Below are 23,354 nucleotides of genomic sequence, written 5' to 3' on the forward strand. Positions count from 1 at the left end.
CCGGTAATTTTATTTATCCCTGCTATTGACCATCACTTCACTGTAATAAACTGCTTACCGTGCCAGATACCGATGCGTGAACGGCTATTACTAATGTCGGTAAACTGTAATTTTATTTTTGTACCCGGCATAATGTAATAACGTTCGCGACAGCCTCGTCCCCGATCGCGAGCCTTATCTTTACAAGCCCCATAGGCGATCACACGAAACGAAACATTGCCGGTATTAGTAATAACATCGCCATTTCGGCTATATTCAAAACGCTCCTTGCGCGGCGCGACTACCAGGATAGTGCCAATTTCAGCCGACGCTGTTGCAACAGCCATTTTATTCGCCCGGGTTTCCGCGCTCTCGGTGACCGGCTCATCTATCCATTGCAGACGATAATAACGCTCGACATCATCTGCAGGTCCTTTATAAAAGAAACGAAATACATCCTTCGCCTGGCCAGGAAGAATAAGATTGGCAGGTGTAGAGAGTAATTCTCCGGAATTTACGGGCTTTATTTCGATTCCCCCCGCCAAAGGTGATGACAATTGTTTTACCGAAACACTGACATAACGCGCCGCATCTGTCGTATTGATAATTTCTTTCGATAATGAACTCTCAGCAGAAGTCATGATCGATGTGATTTCACCAACATTAATTGCCCATCCGGGAAAAGATGCTACTAACCCTACCAACATCGCTGCCGGTAAATATTTTTTCATGACACCATTCCTGATAAATTCGGGAGAACAAATTCTCCCGAATTTTTTATTACTTAGGCAGACGGAGTCGTCCAGGTTGCATTGAACTGTACTTTTACATCGCCAGTCCAATAGCCGTCTGGCAGTGCAGAGTAATCTGCTACTGTCTGACTACCATCAGAAGTCGCTGACGCGATGGTGAATTTGAAGTTGGATTGATCGCTGACACGATCGGCACCGTTATAAGCGCCATCAGCCATCAAGCTTTCAAGACCAGAAGTGGAGCTGGAGTTAACAAGGACAGTATCTGATGAATTAGTCAGCGCAGTGCCATTCCATGCCACCCCTACGTTCAGGGTAGAAGCATCACCACTGGCGTTGATCAGAGTGTTACTAATAATCTGAGCAGTCAGCTCAAAATCAGTTGCCGTCTCCTGACCCTGAATCGTCACATCAAAAGCACCGTCCTGAGAGTTGAAGGCATTCAGCCCTTCAGCATACTGGAAAGTTAAAGAGTTCAGCGGGGTGACAACCAACATGCTGGTGGTATCTTTCGTTGCCGTCGCGTCCCACGAGGCTGTTGCAGAAGCAGTAACATCTGCCATTGCATTTGCTGCAACAAATACAGAAGCCAGAGATGTTACTAATAATATTTTTTTCATTTTATCTTCTCCTAAGAACAAACTCACCACCGAGTCTTATTATTAAGTCACTCCAGCGGTTCCATTAATTGCGAGCCAGAATTGCCGCGCCAAAAAATTATCATTTGGATTAAGTAACATCTCAACAAACCCTGAAACGTAAAAACTACAAAAAACTAAGAATTTTCCTATAAAAAACATTATCTAAGAAGTTTCCTAAGATATAATTACTTAAAATACGTACATTTTTAGAATTATTATCCAAACGAACAATAAAAACCAAACAATTCATCTTTTTTATGTTTTTGATAAATATCAAAAAGATCATACAAATAGCCCAGGAGCAAAACCCTTAAAAAACATAAAGATAATTAACATCCACATACTCTCTCTGTAATGCTTATTATTTGTTGCAATTATGCTAATTTTTTAACTTTACAAGAAAATTCTCATGAAATATTTATTTAAGAGGGAATATTCTTATAAAAATAGCGCTGACCTGTAGGATTATCATTCGAATTGATAATTATTCCACATAAATAAAACCAGGAATTTTCCATATAAAATGAATATTCCTGGAATATCAAGAGATAAATAACGCACGGCAAAGATAGGGTTAGCTGAAACCTTTTAACCCCAAATAACTATTAATTGTTACCGTACGGACCCGATGTAAGCTAATCAACTTTTGATGTTCGAGGGATTTTAATGAGCGGCTAACGGTTTCAATTTTAAGATCGAGATAACTGGCAATTTCCTCCCGCGAGAATGGCAAGCGAAGCGTCGTTTCAGGCCTGCCAATACGTAAATGCATTTCGTAAAACTCCACGAGGAAAGCAGCGATTCTGGCCTCAGCATGTTTATTGGCATAACGCCGTAGTTTTTCAACAATGAATCCATTGTCCCTGCAGAGAAACTTGATGACTGCCGCTGCAACCGACGGCTCCTTTTCTGCTGCCTTGAACAACCGCGCAATATCGATATGACATACCTCCGCAGCCGTTGCAGCCTTGATCGTTGTCAGATACTTACCCCCCTCAACGGCATCCAGCGCCATGATGTCTCCCGGAACATAAAAGCGACTGATAAAATCGTTATCACCACATTCCACGCTGGACGTGCAGTACCCCTCGTGAATAACAAAAAGCATGTCCGCGGCTCCATCCTGCCGGGCGAGTATCTCCCCCGCTTTAAACTTCCTTCTTTTGTCTATTAATCGGTATTGATTATCACGATCAATCGCCACGCCCTTTGGACACAGTGAACAATGGCGGGGGGGAAACGGGTTGCCGAGTGGCACAACAGGAATGCTATGTTTGTGAATATCCGATTTCACGCAACGACTCCTCATAAAAATGAGACTGATTCTAATAGATTGGACCATAGGAACAATACGTGAGCCGCAGACCCAGAAAATTCATGCTGGTAGGGAAAATTCTGTGATACGTCGCCTTTTCGACGCCGGGGAGCACATGGCTAAAAACCAGACTGATGCGGATGATGATAAAACACAGGATAGAAAACAAATGCGGTAGCGGGGTAAAGAGTAGAATTAACCGGGCAATGCCTTAACAGACCTGAAAAGCATAGACCCATTATGGCATCGCCCGTTTTCAATTACGCACGAATCGTGTCGTCACCGAAGCCAACCCACTTATAGGTGGTCAGTGCTTCCAGACCCATTGGGCCACGCGCGTGCAGTTTTTGCGTACTCACAGCCACTTCCGCCCCCAGTCCGAACTGGCCGCCATCGGTAAAACGAGTAGAGGCGTTAACGTACACGGCAGAAGAGTCCACTTCATTCACGAAACGATCGGCGTTACGCAGGGTGCGCGTCAGGATGGCATCGGAATGCTGGGTCCCATGCTCGCGAATGTGGGTGATAGCATCGTCCAGATCGGTAACGATTTTCACGTTCAGATCCAACGACAGAAACTCGTCGTCATACTCTTCGGCTTTCACCGCAACCACGTTAGCGGGCCCTGCCTGCAATGTGGCCAGCGCGGTGTCGTCGGCATGCAGCGTGACGCCGCTTTGTGCCATCTGCTGGCTCAGCGCAGGCAGAAAACGCGCAGCGATATCCTGATGCACCAGCAGGGTTTCTACGGTGTTACAGGTGCTCGGACGCTGGGTTTTGGCGTTGACGATAATCTTCAGCGCCGGGTCGATCTCCGCGCTATCATCAACATAAATATGACAAACCCCAATGCCGCCGGTGATGACCGGGATAGTCGACTGCTCACGGCACAGCTTATGCAGACCCGCGCCACCGCGAGGGATCAGCATATCAATGTACTTATCCATACGCAGCATTTCAGCGACCAGCGCTCGGTCCGGGTTATCTATCGACTGCACGGCTGCAGCGGGTAAACCACAGGCTTCCAGCGCCTTTTGGATAACCGCCACGGTTGCCGCATTCGTTCGGTACGTCTCTTTCCCACCGCGCAGGATCGCCGCATTACCGGTTTTCAGGCACAGGGAAGCCACGTCAACGGTGACATTTGGACGCGCTTCATAAATCACGCCAATCACGCCCAGCGGAACGCGACGACGTTCGAGACGCAGGCCGCTATCCAGCAGACCGCCGTCAATCACCTGCCCGACCGGGTCGGCGAGATTACATACCTGACGCACATCGTCGGCAATCGCTTTCAGACGCGCCGGAGTCAGCGCCAGGCGGTCGAGCATTGCTTCGCTCAGGCCGTTGGCTCGCGCTTGCTCAACATCTTGTACGTTCGCGCTGAGGATGCTTTCCGTTTGCGCTTCCAGCTCATCAGCTATCGTTTCCAGTACGCGGTTTTTTTCGCGACTGGAGAGCAGCGCCAGCTTGTATGACGCAGCTTTGGCAGCAATGCCCATTTGTTCCAGCATATGCCTGTTCCTTAACGGGTAATCATGTCGTCGCGATGGACAGCAACCGGACCGTATTCGTAGCCCAGGATGGTGTCGATCTGTTGTGAGTGATGTCCGGCAATACGGCGCAGCGCATCGCTGTTATAGCGGGTAACGCCGTGGGCAATATCGCGCCCTTCGAGATTGCAGATGCGGATCACTTCACCACGAGAGAAGTTGCCTGTCACGCTTTTAATGCCTTTTGGCAGTAATGAACTGCCACGCTCCAGAATCGCTGCGGTCGCACCCTCATCAACGGTAATTTCCCCGGCAGGCGGTGCGCCGAAGATCCAGCGTTTACGGTTCTCCAGCGGAGAGGCCTGTGCATGGAAACGCGTCCCAACGGAAACGCCCTCCATCACGTCGCCAATTACGCCCGGCTTGCTGCCTGCTGCAATAATGGTGTCAATCCCGGCGCGGCATGCAACATCAGCGGCCTGCAGTTTAGTCCCCATACCACCGGTTCCCAGACCCGAGACGCTATCACCGGCAATGGCGCGCAGCGCATCATCAATACCGTGAACGTCTTTGATCAGCTCAGCCTGCGGGTTGGTGCGCGGATCGGCGGTAAACAGCCCTTGCTGATCGGTCAGCAGCAGCAGCTTATCGGCCCCGGCCAGAATCGCCGCCAGCGCTGAAAGGTTGTCGTTATCACCGACTTTAATTTCGGCGGTCGCTACGGCGTCGTTCTCATTAATGACAGGAACGATGTTGTTATCCAGCAGCGCGCGTAGCGTATCGCGGGCGTTAAGGAAGCGCTCTCTGTCTTCCATATCCGCACGCGTTAGCAGCATCTGTCCGATGTGAATACCGTAAATCGAGAACAACTGTTCCCACAGTTGAATCAATCGGCTCTGCCCTACCGCCGCCAACAGCTGTTTCGAGGCTATCGTTGCCGGGAGCTCAGGGTAACCCAGATGCTCACGTCCGGCGGCAATCGCGCCCGAGGTAACGATAACAATACGATGCCCTGCGGCATGGAGCTGCGCACACTGGCGAACCAGTTCTACGATGTGGGCGCGGTTCAGGCGGCGCGATCCGCCCGTTAACACACTGGTGCCAAGTTTTACCACCAGCGTCTGGCTGTCACTCATGATTCTCTGCCATTCAAAATTGGGGAAAATGATATCAAACGAACGTTTTAGCAGGACTGGCCCCGGTTGCCAACAACCAGCGCACAAAGCATGAATTTTTATTGCGCAGGATCAGCAAGCGTAGCGGCAGATTTTGACGCATTTATTACAGAAACAAAAAAACATCCTTTTTTAAAAATATTCTTACTTTGTCATAAAACGTTCATTACCAGACGTTAAAACCCTCCTGTCTTTTAACGGGGATCACACCCAGTGAATATTAGCGCGTACTTTTAATCAGGAATGAAAATGAAAAAGAGCACTCTGGCATTAGTGGTGATGGGTATTACTGCGTCGGCATCCGTACAGGCAGCGGAAGTGTATAACAAGAACGGTAATAAACTGGACCTGTACGGCAAAGTAAAAGCCATGCATTACATGACGGATTATGACAGCAAAGACGGCGACCAGAGCTATATCCGTTTAGGTTTTAAAGGCGAAACGCAAATTAACGATGAACTGACGGGATATGGCCGCTGGGAAGCAGAGTTCGCCGGCAATAAAGCCGAAAGCGACTCTAACCAGCAAAAAACCCGTCTGGCCTTTGCCGGTCTGAAATTAAAAAACCTTGGCTCGTTTGATTACGGTCGTAACCTCGGCGCGCTGTACGACGTGGAAGCGTGGACCGATATGTTCCCGGAATTCGGCGGCGACTCCTCCGCGCAGACCGATAACTTTATGACCAAACGCGCCAGCGGCCTGGCGACCTACCGTAACACCGACTTCTTCGGCGTCGTGGATGGTCTGGATCTCACCCTGCAATACCAGGGGAAAAATCAGGACCGCGATGTGAAAAAACAAAACGGCGACGGTTTTGGTACTTCCGTTACCTATGACTTTGGCGGCAGCGATTTCGCGGTGAGCGGTGCGTATACCAACTCCGATCGTACCAACCAGCAGAATCTGCAAACGCGCGGGACTGGCGATAAAGCAGAAGCCTGGGCGACCGGTTTAAAATATGATGCTAACGATATTTATATTGCGACGTTCTATTCTGAAACGCGCAATATGACGCCAATTTCCGGTGGCTTCGCCAATAAAACACAGAACTTCGAAGCGGTAGTTCAGTACCAGTTTGACTTTGGTCTGCGTCCGTCACTGGGTTATGTGCTGTCAAAAGGGAAAGATATTGAAGGCGTAGGCAATGAGGATCTGGTGAATTATATCGACGTTGGCGCAACATACTATTTCAACAAAAATATGTCCGCGTTTGTCGATTATAAAATCAACCAGCTCGATAGCGACAATAAACTGGGCATCAACAATGATGATATCGTTGCTGTCGGTATGGTTTATCAGTTCTGATGTAGCATAAAAAAATGCCGGATGGGGTTGCGCCGCCATCCGGCATTTTACTGTTCATTATGCCGTTAATTTAACCGGTTCATCGTTAAAATCGTCAGCAGGCTCCAGCGCCAGATTCAGCGACGTTAACAACCCACGTAATTTTTCATGAAATTCACGTAAGGTGTATTCCAGTCGCTCTACCACTTCAGTCTCTTTCACCGGCACCGCAGTCCAGTTCCCGTCTTTATCGAACAAGCCAAACTGGTAGCTGTACGTGAAGCGTTTTTCCTGCGCCTCCAGTTCCATCCACCAGCCCCAAAACTCGCGTTTCTCTGGGGCGGGTTTCACATTGACGCAAACAGCCAGACAATCGAAAAAAAACCGATTATCTTCGCACTGCCCTTCCCGGATGTACGGGCCAAGCGCGGTGAATTTCTTGATCAATCTACTTTTCGGATGCCCACTCGGTAACGTCATTACGATCTCCTTAGGTGAAGCACCTGTTTTACCAAATCGATAAAATTTAGCAAACTTTTAACACAATCTCTGATTGATCCAACCGGTTATTTCCTGCAGCCCTTTGTCAAAATTGCGATACACCGGGTTGAATGGAATCTCCAGCAGCTTACCGTCAGAAGATGAAGATGTGATTAAACGCGACTCCTCTTCCGGGCTAAACGGATCGTTTTTCCAGAACCCCGACAGCATTGGCGTCGGGCAGCGTCGGCCCAGCAGGCCCTGCACTTTTAATGAATAGCGATTAAGCTCAACGCGCAACGCTTCATCGGATGCGTCGTGCATTCCCAAACGACTGGCCAGAACGTCAAGGTACATTTCCGGGACGCTTGCCTGACGCTGCGGGTCGCTAAGCAGCGCATGAACCACCGGCCCCAAACAGGCCACCGCCTTCAGACGTGATGATTCCAGATACGCCAGGCGTACCGCCACGTTGGCGCCAAAGCGGAAGCCGAAGGCCGCCACACGAGTGTGATCCACCCACGGAACATTCGGCAGCGCTTTTAATACGTGCTGGTGCAGCAGGCTGGAGTCCTGGGTCAGTTTCCATTTTGACGAGAACCCGACCGACGGCATATCCAGCGTCAGCATGGCAATACCGCGCGGGGCAAAGTAGCGCTCATACAGAGTGTAATAATCCGTTTGCATGGAATCGAGGCCACCGCACATCAGCACCGTCGGGAACGGACCGTCGCCTTTTGGCATATGCAGGAAGCCGGTAATCGGCGCGCCGCCGGTAACGGCAAATTCCATCTCACGCAGCGTGCCCGGCAGACGCTGTGCGGCCTCTTCATAGGCGCGATTGGCCAGAGCCTGCGCCTGCTCTGCCAGCTCATCGCCTTTTAAGTGCGGATAAGCGGCGATGTTATAGAGCGTGGAAGCATGCAGCCAGTGGCGTCCGCTCACCTGCGGATCCTCTTCCATAGAGGCTTTCTGTTGCCAGTCCATCGCCTGCTTCGCCCACTCGTAAATCCAGTTTCCGCCGCGATAGCCGATAACCGTGTCGTAAAGCTCTTTATCGGTGCGTTCGGCTTCGCTCATGACGATACGTGCCTGCACTTCGAGGATTTCGCGCGGATCGACGCCACGCCAGATCCACATCAGGCGGTTCACCATGCGGTACCAGTGCGGGATGGTTTTGCCATCCAGAGTCGATTGTACGGACGGCTGCGCGCCGTGATTAAAACGACGAACCAGCGTTGACGTTTCAGGGTGTTTGAAGCGGGGTTTAAACAGGACTTCGCTGAGGTTAGCCTGTGACATGATTGCAGCCTCCATGAGTACTCACTAAGGCATAGTGTAACCTGACACAGCACAAAAAGAACAACGCCCGACAGTGCGGGCGTTGAAAACTTTTTAGATTAGCGACCCGAGATCGGCGGAACGAACACTACGCCCATATCCCACGGCTGCTCAATCCAGGTATCCTGAGGGATATCAACAACATAATCATTCACCAGCGGGCGACCTGCCGGCTTAGCGAAAATAGTGACGAAATGCGCTTTAGGGTACATTTCGCGGATCGCTACGGCGGTACCACCGGTGTCAACCAGGTCATCAATTACGATGAAACCTTCACCGTCGCCTTCGGCACGCTTCAGCACTTTCAGTTCGCGCTGGTTGTCGTGATCGTAGCTGGAGATGCATACGGTATCGACATGACGAATACCCAATTCACGCGCCAGCAATGCGCCCGGCACCAGACCACCACGGCTAACGGCAATAATGCCTTTCCATTGTTCAGAAGGCATCAGGCGGCTTGCCAGTTTACGTGCATGGATCTGCAACATGTCCCAGGTGACGACGTATTTTTCGCTCATGTGAAGTGTCCCAGCCTGTTTATCTACGGCTTAAAAAGTGTTCGAGGGGGAAATAGGTTGCGCGAGATTATAGAGATCTGACGCACTAAAAACCAGTGTTTCGCGGAATCCGCGCCTCTTTTTGCATGCTTTATGCTAGCCGTCAGCGGAGAAAGTGGTATTCTCAATCGCATCGCGCAAGCCTGACTTGTGATGTTTTTAATTCTGCTAACCCTGTGGCCTGCAAGCAAGTTTTGTAGGACATCGCCAAGGAGACTCAACGTGTCTGAACTGTCTCAGTTATCCCCGCAACCGCTGTGGGATATTTTTGCCAAAATCTGTTCTATTCCTCATCCGTCCTACCATGAAGAGCAGCTCGCTGAACACATTCTGAGCTGGGCCCAAGAGAAAGGTTTCCACGTCGAGCGCGATCAGGTCGGTAATATCCTGATTCGCAAACCCGCTACCGCAGGAATGGAAAACCGCAAGCCGGTCGTTCTGCAAGCGCACCTGGATATGGTCCCGCAGAAAAATAACGACACCGTGCATGACTTCACTAAAGATCCTATCCAGCCTTATATTGACGGCGAATGGGTAAAAGCCCGTGGCACCACGCTGGGTGCGGATAACGGCATCGGTATGGCGTCCGCACTGGCCGTTCTGGCTGATGACAACGTGGTACACGGTCCGCTCGAAGTGCTGCTGACCATGACCGAAGAAGCAGGTATGGATGGCGCGTTTGGTCTGCAGGCTAACTGGCTGCAGGCAGATATCCTGATCAACACCGACTCTGAAGAAGAAGGTGAGATCTATATGGGTTGCGCAGGCGGTATCGACTTTACCTCTAACCTGCCGCTGTCCCGTGAAGCAATCCCGGCTGGCTTCCAGAGCTTTAAGCTGACGTTGAAAGGCCTGAAAGGCGGTCACTCCGGTGGCGAAATCCACGTTGGTCTCGGTAACGCTAACAAGCTGCTGGTACGCTTCCTGGCGGGTCACGCTGAAGAGCTGGATCTGCGTCTGGTTGATTTCAACGGCGGTACGCTGCGCAACGCAATTCCGCGTGAAGCCTTTGCCACCCTCGCCGTGGCGGCAGATAAAGTTGATGCGTTAAAAGCGCTGGTCAACACCTACCAGGAAATCCTGAAAAACGAACTGGAAGCCAAAGAGAAGAACCTGGCTCTACTGCTGGATGCCGTTACTCACGACAAAGCCGCGCTGACCACTCAGTCTCGCGACAGCTTCGTACGTCTGCTGAACGCCACCCCGAACGGTGTTATCCGCAACTCCGACGTAGCCAAAGGCGTGGTAGAAACCTCCCTGAACGTCGGCGTTGTAACCATGACTGACGACAACGTTGAAATTCACTGCCTGATCCGTTCCCTGATCGACAGCGGTAAAGACTACGTGGTGAGCATGCTGGATTCACTGGGTAAACTGGCTGGCGCGAAAACCCAGGCCAAAGGCGGATACCCAGGCTGGCAGCCGGATGCTAACTCTCCGGTTATGCACCTGGTTCGCGAAACCTACCAGCGTCTGTTCAACAAAACGCCAAACATCCAGATCATTCACGCCGGTCTGGAATGTGGTCTGTTCAAGAAACCGTATCCGGAAATGGACATGGTTTCCATCGGGCCAACCATCACCGGTCCGCACTCCCCGGATGAGCAGGTTCATATCGAAAGCGTTGGTCACTACTGGACGCTGCTGACTGAACTGCTGAAGTCTATTCCGGCGAAGTAAGATCCTGCGCTAAATGCCGGATGGCGCTACGCTTATCCGGCAATCCATCAGAGTCACAGCCCCAACAGCAGCTGTCTTTCCAGTTGGGGATCCAGCAGCGTGACGTGTAATCCCACCAGCCTCACGCCTCGCCCTCCCCGACGTTCTTCCCAGGTTTTACGCGCCGTCGCAATTAAGTCATCTTTATTTAAGCGCGGCCAGACGTGCTCCTGCGTGGTCTGCTGAAAATCATTAAACTTGAGTTTTATCCCCTGGCGAGCGATAAGGAGATCCGGCTTTACCTTGGCCAGACGCCGTTCCAGTTCGGGATAAAGCCGCTCAATAATCGCCTCACACTCTGACCACTCATGAATATCTTCCGCCAGCGTGCGCTCCACGCCGACGGATTTGCGCAGTCTGTCGTTGTTAACGTCCCGCTCGTCAATGCCCTGGCTTCGCTCCCACAGCACGCGACCAAACTTACCAAAACGTTTGAGCAGCATTGCCAGGTCGTATTTTTGAACATCCTCGCAGGTACGCAATCCCATTGATTCCAGCTTCGCGGCGGAGACTTTGCCGACGCCGGGAATTTTGCCTAGCGGTAACGTTTTGAGAAATTCAGGAACATCGGCAGGGGTAATCACATATTGCCCGTTGGGCTTGTTGAGATCGGAGGCTATTTTTGCCAGAAATTTAACCGGCGCAATCCCGGCAGAAGCGGTTAGCTGCAGCTCGTTAAAAATCGTCTGGCGGATCTCCTGGGCGATCAGCGTGGCAGAACCGTGGCAGTAGGTGCTGTCGGTTACATCCAGATAGGCTTCATCCAGCGACAGGGGTTCAATCAGCGAGGTATAGCGGGAGAAAATCGCCTGAATCTGGCGGGAGGCTTCTTTGTAGGCCTCGTAGCGACCGGGTAATAAGGTAAGATGCGGGCATAGCTTTAACGCCATTCCCGTTGGCATCGCGCTACGCACGCCAAATTTGCGCGCCGGGTAATTGGCTGTACTGATAACCCCCCGGCGCTCCCGGCTGCCGCCGATGGCAATGGGAATGTCACGCAGAGCGGGGTTATCGCGCATTTCCACCGCTGCGAAAAAGCAGTCCATATCAACATGTATGATTTTGCGCATTACTCGCCTCCCACAACACTGTTTAAGTATACAGTATTTTTATAGTGTGAGAAGTATGATTATTCCTTACGCCGGACCATTCATGACGAAGCGGGCATCGCACAGGTAACGCACAATATCCTTTTTCGTATGTTCTGCGGGATTACCCGCCGTACTGACAAACAGTTTATTCACTTTGCGAACATTTGCCCGCAGCAGTTTTTCGATTGTCATCAGCCGGAAGGCATCATTTTCAACGCAGAAAAGTTCGTAGTCGCCCAGACGTTCACCACAAATTTCACAGTGATTCATCCAGTAACGTAGCCCGGTGGTTTTACTTTTATCGAGGTAGTAATTGCTGGCTTTGATGCTCTTTTTTATCTCTTCAGGCAGAGAATTAATGTGGAACAAAAAGCTGTTACGCCTGACCGACTGCCAGCCCTGACCATCCTGATTTTTCTTAATAAAGCGGGTAAACATCACGCCATGGATGCGGGTAATTTGGTGGCAGCTCCAGCAGTGCATCTTCGAGGTAATCACCAGAGAGTACGGCGCGACAATATTAAAATTGTCGGTCTCGTAGACATAGTCACGAAGCGCCCCGTTTAGCTCGTGGGGTTCGGTGTACCAGATACCTGAAACCTTGTCGAAATGCGCCCCCTGACAGGCTACATCGGTGACGTTATCAGTATGAATCTCCAATGGAATAATATGGGTTACATCTATCACATTGCCTTCCTGAGGAATAAATTGCCCCCACATTGCGTGGGGGACGGGAACAGAATTAATGAGTGACGGGAGCAGATTGCTGACGTAAAGAAGTCACTTGCTTTTGCTTGTCCAGCTTATCCACCAGCGGTTGCACAACCTTCTCTCCCTGCTGGCCAAAATATTGATACAACGTATCGGAAGCGCTTTGCGTCAGCACCATGATCTCAATGCGACGGTTCCCGGCACTTTCCGGGTTTTTCGCATCCAGCAGCATTTGGTCCGCCATCGCGCTGACCTGCATGACTTTATTCTGCGGCATTCCGGCATCCTCCAGCACGCGTCGCGCCGACAAAGCGCGGTCGCCGGAGAGGTTCCAGTTGTTGTAAATGTTACTTTTATAGCTCATCGCGTCTGTATGCCCGGTGATGATTATCTTGTTATCCAGCGAGTCAAACACGGGAGTCAGTTCGACCAGCAGCGATTTAAAGAACGGCATAATCCTGGCGCTACCGCGTTCAAACATATTGCGATTCTGGTCATCTTTAATCAGTACGCGCAGCCCCTGAGGAACAATCTCCATCTCAAGGTTAGTTTCCATATGCGCATTGCGGGCGATAACGTTAATGTCGGTCGCCAGTTCGCCCAATTCGCGGGCTGATTTTTGTTTCAGCAGCACCGCTTTTTCATTCACATCCAGCGCCTTTTTCGCGTTCTCTTCCGTAATTTTCGCCGTCTCCTGCGGGTTGACGGTTTTATCGAGTTTGTTGCGCGTGACGTTTTTCTTCTGCGCTCCCGGCGCTATCGGCTGCTTGCCCAGCTTATTTAACGGCGCCATACCGCCACCGTTAAAGATTGACTGACCATGCAGCGCCGCCACGATATTTTCGCGGTCAGCTTTACTGACGCTGTTCACAATCAACTTTATCGTGGTTACCAAGGGTGCCGAGCGTATCTCCGAGGTTTCGGCCCGCTTTACGCTGGACGCCATGCCCGGGAAGCAGATGGCGATCGATGCCGATCTGAACGCAGGCCTGATTAATCAGGCACAGGCGCAGGCGCGACGTAAAGATGTGGCGGGCGAAGCGGATTTCTATGGCGCAATGGACGGTGCGTCGAAGTTCGTGCGCGGTGATGCCATCGCCGGGATGATGATCCTGGCCATCAACCTGATAGGCGGCGTCTGTATCGGTATTTTTAAATACGATTTAAGCGCCGAAGCCGCATTCCAGCAATACGTACTGATGACCATCGGCGACGGTCTGGTTGCCCAGATCCCGTCTCTGCTGCTGTCGACCGCGGCGGCGATTATCGTTACTCGCGTGAGCGACAGCGGTGATATCGCCACAGACGTGCGTAGCCAGTTACTGGCCAGCCCCTCCGTACTTTATACCGCCACCAGCATTATGTTTGTACTGGCGGTGGTACCGGGAATGCCGCATTTCCCGTTCCTGGTGTTCAGCGCCCTGATGGGTTTCACCGCCTGGCGTATGAGCAAGCGCCCGAAGGTGGCTGAAACTGAAGAGAAAAATCTTGAGACGCTGACTAAAACCATCGTTGAAACTACTGAGCAACAGGTCAGTTGGGAAACTATCCCTTTGATCGAGCCAATCAGCCTGAGCCTGGGGTACAAGCTGGTGTCGCTGGTAGACAAATCCAAAGGGAATCCGCTCACCCAACGTATTCGCGGTGTACGGCAGGTTATCTCAGACACTAACGGCGTGCTGCTCCCGGAAATTCGCATCCGCGAAAACTTCCGTCTAAAACCGACCCAGTACGCCATTTTTATCAATGGGATCAAGGCTGATGAGGCCGATATTCCCTCAGATAAGCTGATGGCGCTGCCCTCCAGTGAAACGTATGGCGAGATCGATGGTGTTTTAGGCCACGATCCGGCCTACGGTATGCCGGTGACGTGGATTGTCCCGGCGCAAAAAGCCAAAGCGCTAAATATGGGGTATCAGGTCATTGATAGTGCCAGCGTCATTGCGACGCATGTGAATAAGGTCATTCGCAACTTTATTCCCGACCTGTTTAACTACGATGATATTACCCAACTGCATAACCGCCTCTCTTCGATGGCCCCCCGTCTGGCGGAAGATCTGAGCGCGGCGCTGAATTACAGCCAGCTCTTGAAGGTTTATCGGGCGCTGCTGGTCGAAGGCGTGCCGCTGCGCGATATCGTTACCATTGCCACCGTACTGGTCGCCAGTAGCGCCGTCACTAAAGATCATATTCTGTTAACGGCAGATGTGCGTCTGGCGCTCCGTCGCAGCATTACCCATCCGTTTGTGCGCAAAGATGAGCTGGCGGTCTACACGCTGAATAATGAGCTGGAGAATCTGCTGGCTAATGTAGTGAATCAGGCTCAGCAAAGTGGAAAAGTGGTGCTCGATAGCGTACCGGTCGATCCTAATATGCTGAATCAGTTCCAGACCAATATGCCGCAGATTAAAGAACAGATGAAAGCCGCGGGTAAAGAGCCGGTACTGCTGGTCGCACCGCAGCTACGTCCTCTGCTTGCGCGCTATGCGCGCCTGTTTGCACCAGGCTTACAGGTGTTGTCATATAACGAAGTTCCGGATGAGCTGGAATTAAAGATCATGGGGGCGTTGAGTTAACCCCTGACGAGGCGGTGCCATTCGCACCGCCTTTTTGATTACAGAATGGTATTTTCCGTCAGAATACGACGGGCGCCGAGATAATGATCCTGCCAGAAGTCATCGGATAAATTGCTCACCCGAATCGTTTCTCCCGTACGCGGCGATTCAATAAATTGTCCCTGCCCCAAATAGACGCCCATATGATCGGCAATATCCCGACTGTGAATATGAAAGAACAATAAATCACCACGACGAAGGTCGCGATTAGCGACGATGGTCGCCCGCCGATAGTGATACATTTCATTCGCCGTACGTGGCAATTTTGCTGCCAGAATTTTGTTGTAGGCATAAAAGATCAGCCCGCTACAGTCAAAGCCTTGTTCCGGGCTGGTCCCGCCCCACAAATAGGGTTTACCTAACTGCTGTTCAAGACGGTGGATTGCCACTTCGGTTATGTTGTGCAGATGATCGCTACTGAGAAAATGGTCATTCTCAGCCAGCTCCTGCCAGCGTTGATCGCTCGCTTTTAGTGGCCCCGGGAACCACTCCGGGTGCTGTTTAATCAGCGTCCTGTTTTGCTGGCGCAGCGCGCTTTTACTTTGCGCATTACCTTCCACCACATAACTTTCCTGCTTTTTTACCTGCGCGTGGTACTGCTTCAGCAGCCGGGCGCGGTTACGCATGCGTAATTGCGCCGCATAGCTTAAATGGGCGTCAGATAAGAGGGGCTGAACTTTGGCGACAGACGGCGAGGACAACACAACACACAAAGACAGCAGACCCGGCAAAAAGCGTCGGGGCGCAGAGACAAAAGACATGAAAACAACACTACCTAATCAAACACGTTCGCCGCAGTCTACCGCTATTGCCGGGCATTCCATTTTAATATTCGATTATTAAATTATTAATTTTTTAAATTCAATATATTAGGAATTCTGCACTCAGAAGACTTAATGACGTGCGCTAACCCGCAAAATACGTCAGTGTCTGACTGCCTTTAAGCACAATTTTCCGTATAAAGAAAATCTAAAGTGTAAACGCCGCACGAGAGACTTGCGAAAAACTCTCTGGGTGATAATGTGAGCGCTCCAGATCCAGATTTATCCGATTTGGGAACTCTTTTTGCCGTCCTGGCGTGTGTAATCGTTTTATCAAGGAATAAGCAGTATGCGTAAAATCGCATTTTTTCTTGCGATGCTTTTATTGCCGTGCGTTTCATTTGCCGGTTTGCTGAGCAGCAGCAGCCCGACTACGCCTGTCAGCAAAGAATATAAGCAGCAATTAATGGGCTCCCCCGTCTATATCCAGATCTTCAAAGAAGAGCGAACGCTGGATCTGTACGTCAAGATGGGCGAACAGTATCAATTGCTCGACAGCTATAAGATCTGCAATTATTCCGGCGGCTTAGGTCCGAAACAGCGTCAGGGCGATTTCAAAAGCCCGGAAGGGTTTTACAGCGTACAGCGCGGACAGCTGAAACCGGATAGCCGCTTTTATAAAGCGATTAACATTGGTTTTCCTAACGCCTATGACCGCGCACACGGTTATGAAGGTAAATACCTGATGATCCACGGCGCCTGCGTTTCCGTCGGCTGCTACGCAATGACCGACAACGGCATTGATGAGATTTTCCAGTTTGTCACCGGCGCACTGGTGTTTGGGCAGTCCAGCGTGCAGGTTAGCATTTATCCATTCCGCATGACCGATGCCAACATGCAGCGCCATAAGTTCTCGTATTACAAAGAATTCTGGGCGCAGCTAAAGCCTGGCTACGATTACTTTGAACAAACGCGTAAGCCACCGACCGTTTCCGTCGTCGATGGCCGTTACGTTATCAGCAAGCCGTTGAGTCACGAAGTGGTTCAGCCGCAACTGGCATCAAACTATACGCTCCCCGAGACAAAATAACGCCCACTCGCCTGGCATAATCTTTTGCCAGGTTTCATTGCCGGTTAGCGGCTGAGTGGCAATCACGGTGACCACATCATTGGGTGTGGTCTCTGAGCTAAAATCGATTTCCACATCCTGATCCAGCAGTGTCGCCACGCCAAACGGCGCACGACGGGTGATCCAAAACAGGTTGGTCGAGCAGAAAGCCATCACATAACGCCCGTCAGACAACAGCATGTTGAAGACGCCCTTCTCACGCAATTCTCCTGCCAGCATAGCGATATATTTAAACACTGCCGTCATATTGCCAGGCGTACGCGGATACCGTTCAGTCAGCTTGTGGAGCAGCCAGCAGAAAGCTTTTTCGCTGTCGGTTTCCCCGACCGGGCGGAAATTACCGGTTTCCAGCGATTTATAGCCGCTGAGCTGTCCATTATGAGCGTACGTCCAGTTACGTCCCCACAGTTCACGCGTAAATGGATGGGTGTTTTCCAATGCCACTTCGCCACGATTCGCCTGACGAATATGGGCAATCACGGAACAGGATTTGATGGGATAGTCTTGTACCAGTTTGGCGATAGCGAATTAAAGCTGGGTTGCGGATCTTTAAACGTACGGCAACCCTTACCTTCATAAAACGTAATACCCCAGCCGTCTTTGTGCGGCCCGGTACCTCCGCCGCGCTGAACCAGCCCGGTGAAGCTAAAGCAGATATCGGTTGGCACATTGGCGCTCATCCCGAGCAGTTCGCACATACATCACCTCCACAAACGCCTTTAAGCGGGAAGGCGTAATTGTTGCAGCCAGTTTAGATTCGGACAGCGCGCAGAAACCGGAGCGTACACGTAGTACGTGAGGATTTCGGGCACTGCCCGGATTCAAAATGGCAAATAAAATAGCCTTCTTACTTCACCATCTCTTTTTCGATCAACTGGATCAGGATATGGATCACTTTGATATGAATTTCCTGAATGCGGTCAGCATAGCCAAAGTGTGGTACGCGAATTTCGATATCCGCACTGCCCGCCATTTTGCCGCCATCTTTACCCGTCAGGGTGATGACTTTCATCCCTTTCTCACGCGCTGCGGCAATCGCTTTAATCACGTTAGCGGAGTTACCCGAAGTAGAGATGCCTAACAGGACATCGCCTTCGCGACCCACGGCTTCAACGTAGCGGGAGAAGACATAATCGTAACCGAAATCGTTGCTGACGCAGGAGATATGGCTGACATCAGAGATAGCGATCGCCGGGTAGCCTGGGCGGTTTTCGCGATAACGTCCGGTCAGCTCTTCGGCGAAGTGCATCGCGTCGCAATGGGAACCGCCGTTACCGCAAGAAAGTACCTTACCGCCAGCTTTAAAGCTGTCTGCCAACAGGACCGCCGCGCGCTGAATGGCGTGAATATTGGCGTCATCTTTAAGAAAATTAGCCAGCGTTTCCGCCGCTTCGCTCAGTTCGTTACGAATAAGATCCTGGTACATGAGGATATCCTTCAGCATGAATGTAAATGACAAGATGCAGTGTACCGGATAGCGCTACCAGCGAGAAGTACAAGCCACAGGAATGGCTGCGGCTTTTGATTTTTTGTGCCGGTTAAAACAGCAACAATGTGAGCTTTGTTGTAATTATTTTGTAAACACATTGCTAAAAGAATTTACATCCACTACAACCATATCATCACAAGTGGTCAGACCTCCTACAAGCAAGGGAGCTTTTCGTTATGATGATTTTGAGTATTATCGCTACGGTTGTTCTGCTCAGCGTTCTGTTTTATCACCGCGTGAGCTTATTCCTCAGCAGCTTAATTTTGCTCGCCTGGACAGCTGCGCTTGGCGTGGTTGGCCTGTGGTCAATCTGGCTGCTGGTTCCTCTGGCCATTCTCCTCGTACCGTTTAACTTTACGCCAATGCGCAAATCCATGATCTCTGCGCCAGTGTTCCGCGGTTTCCGTAAAGTCATGCCGCCGATGTCGCGCACTGAGAAAGAGGCGATTGATGCCGGTACAACCTGGTGGGAAGGCGACCTGTTCCAGGGCAAGCCAGACTGGAAAAAACTGCATAACTATCCTCAGCCGCATCTGACAGCTGAAGAACAAGCGTTTATTGACGGCCCGGTGGAAGAAGCCTGCCGCATGGCGAACGACTTCCAGATCACCCATGAACTCGCGGATCTGCCGCCGGAACTGTGGGCGTATCTGAAAGAACACCGCTTCTTCGCGATGATCATTAAGAAAGAGTACGGCGGGCTGGAATTCTCCGCGTATGCTCAGGCTCGCGTTCTGCAGAAACTCTCCGGCGTTTCCGGGATCCTGGCGATCACCGTTGGCGTACCTAACTCCTTAGGCCCTGGCGAACTGCTGCAGCATTACGGCACCGAAGAGCAGAAGAATCATTACCTGCCGCGTCTGGCACGCGGTCAGGAGATCCCCTGCTTTGCTCTGACCAGCCCGGAAGCGGGTTCCGACGCAGGCGCGATCCCTGATACCGGCGTGGTTTGTATGGGCGACTGGCAGGGCCAGCAGGTGCTGGGTATGCGCCTGACCTGGAATAAGCGTTATATCACGCTGGCGCCTATCGCTACCGTACTGGGTCTGGCATTTAAACTCTCCGACCCGGAAAAACTGCTGGGTGGTGAAGAAGATCTTGGCATTACCTGTGCGCTGATCCCAACGTCAACGCCAGGCGTACAAATTGGGCGTCGACACTTCCCGCTGAACGTGCCGTTCCAGAACGGTCCGACGCTGGGCAAAGATGTCTTCGTGCCGATTGATTACATCATCGGTGGCCCAAAAATGGCCGGTCAGGGCTGGCGCATGCTGGTGGAATGTCTGTCCGTGGGACGCGGTATTACTCTGCCGTCTAACTCGACGGGCGGCGTGAAATCGGTCGCAATGGCAACCGGCGCGTATGCGCACATTCGTCGCCAGTTCAAAATCTCTATCGGTAAGATGGAAGGTATTGAAGAGCCGTTGGCACGTATTGCGGGTAACGCGTACGTGATGGATGCAGCGGCGTCGCTGATTACCTACGGTATTATGCTGGGTGAAAAACCGGCGGTGCTGTCGGCCATCGTGAAGTATCACTGTACCCACCGTGGACAGCAGTCAATCATCGATGCAATGGATATTACTGGCGGTAAAGGCATTATGCTTGGCGAAAGCAACTTCCTCGCCCGTGCTTATCAGGGCGCGCCTATCGCCATTACCGTTGAAGGTGCCAACATTCTGACCCGGAGCATGATGATCTTCGGTCAGGGGGCAATTCGCTGCCATCCGTACGTTCTGGAAGAGATGGCTGCGGCACAGAGTAACGATGTGAATGCGTTCGACAAGCTGCTGTTCAAACACATCGGCCACGTCGGTAGTAACAAAGTGCGCAGCTTCTGGCTGGGCCTGACGCGCGGCTTAACCAGCAGCACGCCAACCGGCGATGCGACCAAACGTTACTACCAGCATCTGAACCGTCTGAGTGCTAACCTGGCACTGCTTTCAGATGTCTCCATGGCCGTACTGGGCGGTAGCCTGAAGCGCCGTGAACGTATCTCCGCGCGTCTGGGCGATGTGTTAAGTCAGCTGTATCTGGCCTCTGCGGTACTGAAGCGTTATGACGATGAAGGCCGTAATGAAGCAGACCTGCCGTTGGTTCACTGGGGCGTTCAGGATGCGTTGTACAAAGCGGAACAGGCGATGGACGACCTGCTGAAAAACTTCCCGAACCGACTGGTCGCGGGCCTGCTGAATGTGGTTATTTTCCCTACCGGTCGCCACTACCATGCACCGTCTGACAAGCTGGATCATAAAGTCGCGAAGATTCTGCAGGTTCCGAGCGCCACCCGTTCTCGCCTTGGTCGTGGTCAATACCTGACGCCGAGCGAGCATAACCCGGTAGGTTTGCTGGAAGAGGCTTTGCTGGATGTGATTGCAGCCGACCCTATCCACCAGCGGATCTGCAAAGAGCTGGGTAAAAACCTGCCGTTTACCCGCCTGGATGAACTGGCGCAAAATGCGCTGGCTAAAGGGCTGATTGATAAAGATGAAGCCGCAATTCTGGTGAAAGCCGAAGCGAGTCGTCTGCGTAGCATTAACGTGGATGACTTTGAACCCGAGGCGCTGGCGACTCAGCCGGTAAAGCTGCCAGAGAAAGTGCGTAAAGTCGAAGCCGCGTAACGACACACGCACAACGTTTAGCCCCGCTTAATGCGGGGCTTTTTATTGCCACATTTCCGTTAGAGCTCATGCTACAGTGTCAAAATGTTGTTCAATGAGGAGCCTCGATCGTGCCCGGTTTGAAAATTACTCTGCTGCAACAACCGCTGATCTGGATGGATGGCCCGGCTAACCTGCGCCATTTCGACCGCCAACTGGAAACCGTCACCGGACGTGATGTCATTGTGTTACCTGAAATGTTTACCAGCGGATTTGCCATGGAAGCGGCAAGCAAATCGCTGCCGCAGGAAGAGGTTGTCAGTTGGATGCGCACTAAGGCGCAACAGACGAACGCCCTTATTGCAGGCAGCGCCGCTCTCCTGTCTGAACGTGGCCCGGTAAACCGCTTTTTGCTGGTCGAACCCGAAGGTAATGTCCATTTCTATGACAAGCGCCACCTGTTCCGCATGGCGGATGAACATCAACATTATCAGGCGGGTGACGCGCGGGTTATTTTTGAATGGCGCGGCTGGCGCATTCTGCCGTTGGTCTGTTATGACCTGCGTTTTCCGGTATGGTCGCGCAACCGCAACGATTACGACCTGGCATTGTATGTCGCCAACTGGCCGGCGCCGCGTTCGCTACACTGGCAGGTTCTGCTCACCGCACGGGCAATTGAGAACCAGGCTTATGTAGCAGGATGTAACCGCGTGGGTACTGACGGTAACGGCCATCATTATCGCGGTGACAGCCGGGTGATTAATCCGCAGGGGGAGATTATTGCCACCGCCGAGCCGCATCAGGCTACGCGCATTGACGCTGAACTGTCACTCTCGGCGCTGCGCGAGTACCGCGAGAAATTCCCCGCCTGGCAGGACGCTGACCCGTTCACGCTGTAGATATCGCCTTCTTCCCGCTGCACAACGTTTTCCGTAGCGGGATTGTTTCACTCCGTAACCAACCGCAAAACAAATTCGCGTGGCGACGTGCTTCGGGCATCGTATTCTGCAAAGGATAATCACTCGTCACCAGCGAGTGACAGACAATGTTAATAATTCCCTTATCAGGATCCCGAAATGAAGAACTTCGTACGCATGACTTTGCTGGCGGCAACCGTGGCTGGCGCTTCTTTTAGCACGCTTGCAGCAAACGTATCCACTGTACCCGCACCAGCTCAGGACCCGGTAGTTCAGCACCTTAAACTGAGCACTGACCAGGTTGCGCAGATTAAAAAACTGCACCAGCAGCTTGAAACCAACGTTAGCCAGATATCGGTGAAGGATGTTAAAGACGGCGCGTTGATTGACGTCATCAAGTCCGGGAAATGGGATGACGCCGCCGTCAAAAAACAGCTTTCCGCGTTCAGCAATATCGAACAGCAGGCGCGTTATTACCGCGTGAAATACTATTTCGACCTGAACAAAGTACTGACCCCAGAACAGCGCCAGCAGGTGCAAAAAGATATCGCACAGACGCTGAGCGAATAATGACCATGGCCTGAATCAGCAATGATTCAGGCCTTTCGGTAATACTTCCTGCTCGAACAAAAATCCCTGCACAGCATCTGCGCCGCTCATACGGCAAATGGCGTAATCCTGCGGCGTTTCCACCCCCTCGATCACAACCCGTTCTCCCTGCCCGCGAAATTGATTGACCAGTACCCTCAACTGCCACTCCGACGTCCTGAACTGATGAAACATTCCGCTTTCAATTTTGATGGCATCGAAACGGATGCCAGACAGTCGCCAGACAAAAAATAGCTCAGGCGAAACATCATCCAGCCACACGCGAAACCCGTGACGCACCAGGGTTTTAACGGCAATGCATACGGCCTGCTGTTCTGCCTTTTCCAGTCGCATCATGGTGCCAGGATCCTGTATTTCGATAACAATCCGCCCCTGATGCGCCTGCCGGGCGAGCTGCGCAATCCACGACAGACAGGTCAGCATCCTGACGGATAAATTCAGCGAATAACTTCCTGAGAGTGCCAGTACCTGCCGCATTTGCCACAGAAATAGCTGCTGTTTTGCGGTGATGGAAAGGTGCTTGAAAAAAAGATCGAGCGGTAGCGGCGTGCGTACCTGACTTAACACCTCACAGACATCCAGCGATGCATCATCAAAAAAATGGATGCGCTGCAAACGGATCCCGGTGATCCGCAGCAGCTCGGCGTTGCGGGGAAGCTCTGGCCCAGGGCGGGTCTGTTCGCTGAATCTGTTCAT

General features: G+C 51.7%; 20 protein-coding genes and 2 pseudogenes. 7 read left to right on the plus strand and 15 right to left on the minus strand.

Features of this window, described 5'->3' with window-relative positions:
- Positions 1–32: 32 nt before the first annotated feature.
- The 5 genes from B9P82_RS22810 to proB form a co-directional block, all read right to left on the minus strand.
- Positions 33–710 (minus strand): EcpB family pilus assembly chaperone, encoded by a 678-nt coding sequence (locus tag B9P82_RS22810; RefSeq protein ID WP_046276284.1) that lies wholly within the window; start codon positions 708–710, stop codon positions 33–35.
- A gap of 53 nt (positions 711–763) precedes the next feature.
- Positions 764–1,351: a common pilus major fimbrillin subunit EcpA gene (locus B9P82_RS22815; protein ID WP_046276283.1), complete on the minus strand. Its 588-nt coding sequence runs from the start codon at positions 1,349–1,351 to the stop codon at positions 764–766.
- Between the two features lie 595 nt (positions 1,352–1,946).
- Entirely contained in the window at positions 1,947–2,666 is a 720-nt protein-coding gene (locus B9P82_RS22820; protein WP_101700995.1) for a Crp/Fnr family transcriptional regulator, read from the minus strand.
- Between the two features lie 281 nt (positions 2,667–2,947).
- Complete coding sequence (gene proA, locus B9P82_RS22830) at positions 2,948–4,201, minus strand: glutamate-5-semialdehyde dehydrogenase (RefSeq protein WP_016151868.1); 1,254 nt, start codon at positions 4,199–4,201, stop codon at positions 2,948–2,950.
- A gap of 11 nt (positions 4,202–4,212) precedes the next feature.
- On the minus strand, positions 4,213–5,316 hold the full coding sequence (gene proB / locus B9P82_RS22835; RefSeq protein ID WP_003031373.1) for a glutamate 5-kinase: 1,104 nt from the start codon (positions 5,314–5,316) through the stop codon (positions 4,213–4,215).
- A gap of 288 nt (positions 5,317–5,604) precedes the next feature.
- On the opposite strand from proB, the gene phoE reads away from it, so the two are divergent.
- A complete protein-coding gene (phoE, locus tag B9P82_RS22840; protein ID WP_016151867.1) occupies positions 5,605–6,660 on the plus strand; it encodes a phosphoporin PhoE in 1,056 nt (351 codons plus the stop codon).
- Between the two features lie 57 nt (positions 6,661–6,717).
- Here the strand turns inward: phoE and crl are convergent, their stop codons facing one another.
- The 3 genes from crl to gpt all read right to left on the minus strand — a co-directional run bounded on the left by crl (position 6,718) and on the right by gpt (position 8,978).
- Positions 6,718–7,119 carry a sigma factor-binding protein Crl gene (gene crl, locus B9P82_RS22845; protein ID WP_016151866.1) on the minus strand — a complete coding sequence of 134 codons (402 nt, stop codon included), beginning with the start codon at positions 7,117–7,119 and terminating at the stop codon, positions 6,718–6,720.
- 57 nt (positions 7,120–7,176) lie between these two features.
- Positions 7,177–8,421 carry an esterase FrsA gene (gene frsA, locus B9P82_RS22850; RefSeq protein WP_016155767.1) on the minus strand — a complete coding sequence of 415 codons (1,245 nt, stop codon included), beginning with the start codon at positions 8,419–8,421 and terminating at the stop codon, positions 7,177–7,179.
- Between the two features lie 98 nt (positions 8,422–8,519).
- Positions 8,520–8,978 (minus strand): xanthine phosphoribosyltransferase, encoded by a 459-nt coding sequence (gpt, locus tag B9P82_RS22855; RefSeq protein ID WP_003031380.1) that lies wholly within the window; start codon positions 8,976–8,978, stop codon positions 8,520–8,522.
- A gap of 261 nt (positions 8,979–9,239) precedes the next feature.
- Between gpt and pepD the strand changes: the two genes are divergently transcribed.
- Positions 9,240–10,697, plus strand: a complete 1,458-nt coding sequence (pepD, locus tag B9P82_RS22860) for a cytosol nonspecific dipeptidase (protein ID WP_016151863.1) — start codon at positions 9,240–9,242, stop codon at positions 10,695–10,697.
- A 53-nt stretch (positions 10,698–10,750) separates the two neighbouring features.
- Here the strand turns inward: pepD and dinB are convergent, their stop codons facing one another.
- The 3 genes from dinB to lafU form a co-directional block, all read right to left on the minus strand.
- The gene (gene dinB, locus B9P82_RS22865; RefSeq protein WP_047357632.1) at positions 10,751–11,806 is read right to left on the minus strand and encodes a DNA polymerase IV; all 1,056 of its coding nucleotides are present in this window, start codon (positions 11,804–11,806) and stop codon (positions 10,751–10,753) included.
- Between the two features lie 66 nt (positions 11,807–11,872).
- Positions 11,873–12,514, minus strand: a complete 642-nt coding sequence (locus B9P82_RS22870) for a hypothetical protein (RefSeq protein WP_047357631.1) — start codon at positions 12,512–12,514, stop codon at positions 11,873–11,875.
- Positions 12,515–12,569: 55 nt separating this feature from the next.
- Positions 12,570–13,484 (minus strand): putative lateral flagellar export/assembly protein LafU, encoded by a 915-nt coding sequence (gene lafU, locus B9P82_RS22875; protein WP_071600315.1) that lies wholly within the window; start codon positions 13,482–13,484, stop codon positions 12,570–12,572.
- Between lafU and B9P82_RS22880 the strand changes: the two are divergent.
- Positions 13,396–15,114: pseudogene (locus B9P82_RS22880) on the plus strand (flagellar biosynthesis protein FlhA); the annotation flags it as partial. The gene lafU and the pseudogene B9P82_RS22880 sit on opposite strands and share 89 nt — an antisense overlap.
- 38 nt (positions 15,115–15,152) lie before the next feature.
- Here the strand turns inward: B9P82_RS22880 and B9P82_RS22885 are convergent.
- Positions 15,153–15,914: a C40 family peptidase gene (locus B9P82_RS22885; RefSeq protein ID WP_047417069.1), complete on the minus strand. Its 762-nt coding sequence runs from the start codon at positions 15,912–15,914 to the stop codon at positions 15,153–15,155.
- Between the two features lie 349 nt (positions 15,915–16,263).
- Between B9P82_RS22885 and dpaA the strand changes: the two genes are divergently transcribed.
- Positions 16,264–17,004 (plus strand): peptidoglycan meso-diaminopimelic acid protein amidase, encoded by a 741-nt coding sequence (dpaA, locus tag B9P82_RS22890; protein ID WP_016151817.1) that lies wholly within the window; start codon positions 16,264–16,266, stop codon positions 17,002–17,004.
- Here the strand turns inward: dpaA and B9P82_RS22895 are convergent.
- Together B9P82_RS22895 and lpcA are read right to left on the minus strand one after the other, a co-directional pair.
- A pseudogene (locus B9P82_RS22895) lies at positions 16,975–17,741 on the minus strand (class II glutamine amidotransferase). The gene dpaA and the pseudogene B9P82_RS22895 sit on opposite strands and share 30 nt — an antisense overlap.
- 149 nt (positions 17,742–17,890) lie before the next feature.
- The gene (lpcA, locus tag B9P82_RS22905; RefSeq protein WP_016155760.1) at positions 17,891–18,469 is read right to left on the minus strand and encodes a D-sedoheptulose 7-phosphate isomerase; all 579 of its coding nucleotides are present in this window, start codon (positions 18,467–18,469) and stop codon (positions 17,891–17,893) included.
- A gap of 239 nt (positions 18,470–18,708) precedes the next feature.
- Here lpcA and fadE point away from each other — a divergent pair, with 239 nt between their 5' ends.
- The 3 genes from fadE (at position 18,709) to B9P82_RS22920 (ending at position 22,619) form a co-directional block, all read left to right on the plus strand.
- Positions 18,709–21,153, plus strand: coding sequence for an acyl-CoA dehydrogenase FadE (gene fadE / locus B9P82_RS22910; RefSeq protein WP_080859941.1), 2,445 nt, complete (start codon positions 18,709–18,711; stop codon positions 21,151–21,153).
- 110 nt (positions 21,154–21,263) lie between these two features.
- Positions 21,264–22,031: an amidohydrolase gene (locus B9P82_RS22915; protein WP_016151813.1), complete on the plus strand. Its 768-nt coding sequence runs from the start codon at positions 21,264–21,266 to the stop codon at positions 22,029–22,031.
- A gap of 177 nt (positions 22,032–22,208) precedes the next feature.
- Positions 22,209–22,619 (plus strand): Spy/CpxP family protein refolding chaperone, encoded by a 411-nt coding sequence (locus B9P82_RS22920; RefSeq protein WP_046275741.1) that lies wholly within the window; start codon positions 22,209–22,211, stop codon positions 22,617–22,619.
- Between the two features lie 15 nt (positions 22,620–22,634).
- On the opposite strand, the gene B9P82_RS22925 is transcribed toward B9P82_RS22920, so the two are convergent.
- Complete coding sequence (locus B9P82_RS22925) at positions 22,635–23,354, minus strand: EAL domain-containing protein (protein WP_101700996.1); 720 nt, start codon at positions 23,352–23,354, stop codon at positions 22,635–22,637.

The sequence above is a fragment of the Citrobacter sp. L55 genome, from assembly GCF_002850715.1.
GTDB lineage: Bacteria > Pseudomonadota > Gammaproteobacteria > Enterobacterales > Enterobacteriaceae > Citrobacter > Citrobacter braakii.

Coding starts and splice junctions, on each gene's coding strand:
- B9P82_RS22810 (WP_046276284.1), bottom strand. CDS start 710: ATGAAAAAATATTTACCGGCAGCGATGTTGGTAGGGTTAGTAGCATCT.
- B9P82_RS22815 (WP_046276283.1), bottom strand. CDS start 1,351: ATGAAAAAAATATTATTAGTAACATCTCTGGCTTCTGTATTTGTTGCA.
- proA (WP_016151868.1), bottom strand. CDS start 4,201: ATGCTGGAACAAATGGGCATTGCTGCCAAAGCTGCGTCATACAAGCTG.
- proB (WP_003031373.1), bottom strand. CDS start 5,316: ATGAGTGACAGCCAGACGCTGGTGGTAAAACTTGGCACCAGTGTGTTA.
- phoE (WP_016151867.1), top strand. CDS start 5,605: ATGAAAAAGAGCACTCTGGCATTAGTGGTGATGGGTATTACTGCGTCG.
- crl (WP_016151866.1), bottom strand. CDS start 7,119: ATGACGTTACCGAGTGGGCATCCGAAAAGTAGATTGATCAAGAAATTC.
- frsA (WP_016155767.1), bottom strand. CDS start 8,421: ATGTCACAGGCTAACCTCAGCGAAGTCCTGTTTAAACCCCGCTTCAAA.
- gpt (WP_003031380.1), bottom strand. CDS start 8,978: ATGAGCGAAAAATACGTCGTCACCTGGGACATGTTGCAGATCCATGCA.
- dinB (WP_047357632.1), bottom strand. CDS start 11,806: ATGCGCAAAATCATACATGTTGATATGGACTGCTTTTTCGCAGCGGTG.
- lafU (WP_071600315.1), bottom strand. CDS start 13,484: ATGGCGTCCAGCGTAAAGCGGGCCGAAACCTCGGAGATACGCTCGGCA.
- B9P82_RS22885 (WP_047417069.1), bottom strand. CDS start 15,914: ATGTCTTTTGTCTCTGCGCCCCGACGCTTTTTGCCGGGTCTGCTGTCT.
- dpaA (WP_016151817.1), top strand. CDS start 16,264: ATGCGTAAAATCGCATTTTTTCTTGCGATGCTTTTATTGCCGTGCGTT.
- lpcA (WP_016155760.1), bottom strand. CDS start 18,469: ATGTACCAGGATCTTATTCGTAACGAACTGAGCGAAGCGGCGGAAACG.
- fadE (WP_080859941.1), top strand. CDS start 18,709: ATGATGATTTTGAGTATTATCGCTACGGTTGTTCTGCTCAGCGTTCTG.
- B9P82_RS22920 (WP_046275741.1), top strand. CDS start 22,209: ATGAAGAACTTCGTACGCATGACTTTGCTGGCGGCAACCGTGGCTGGC.
- B9P82_RS22925 (WP_101700996.1), bottom strand. CDS start 23,354: ATGAACAGATTCAGCGAACAGACCCGCCCTGGGCCAGAGCTTCCCCGC.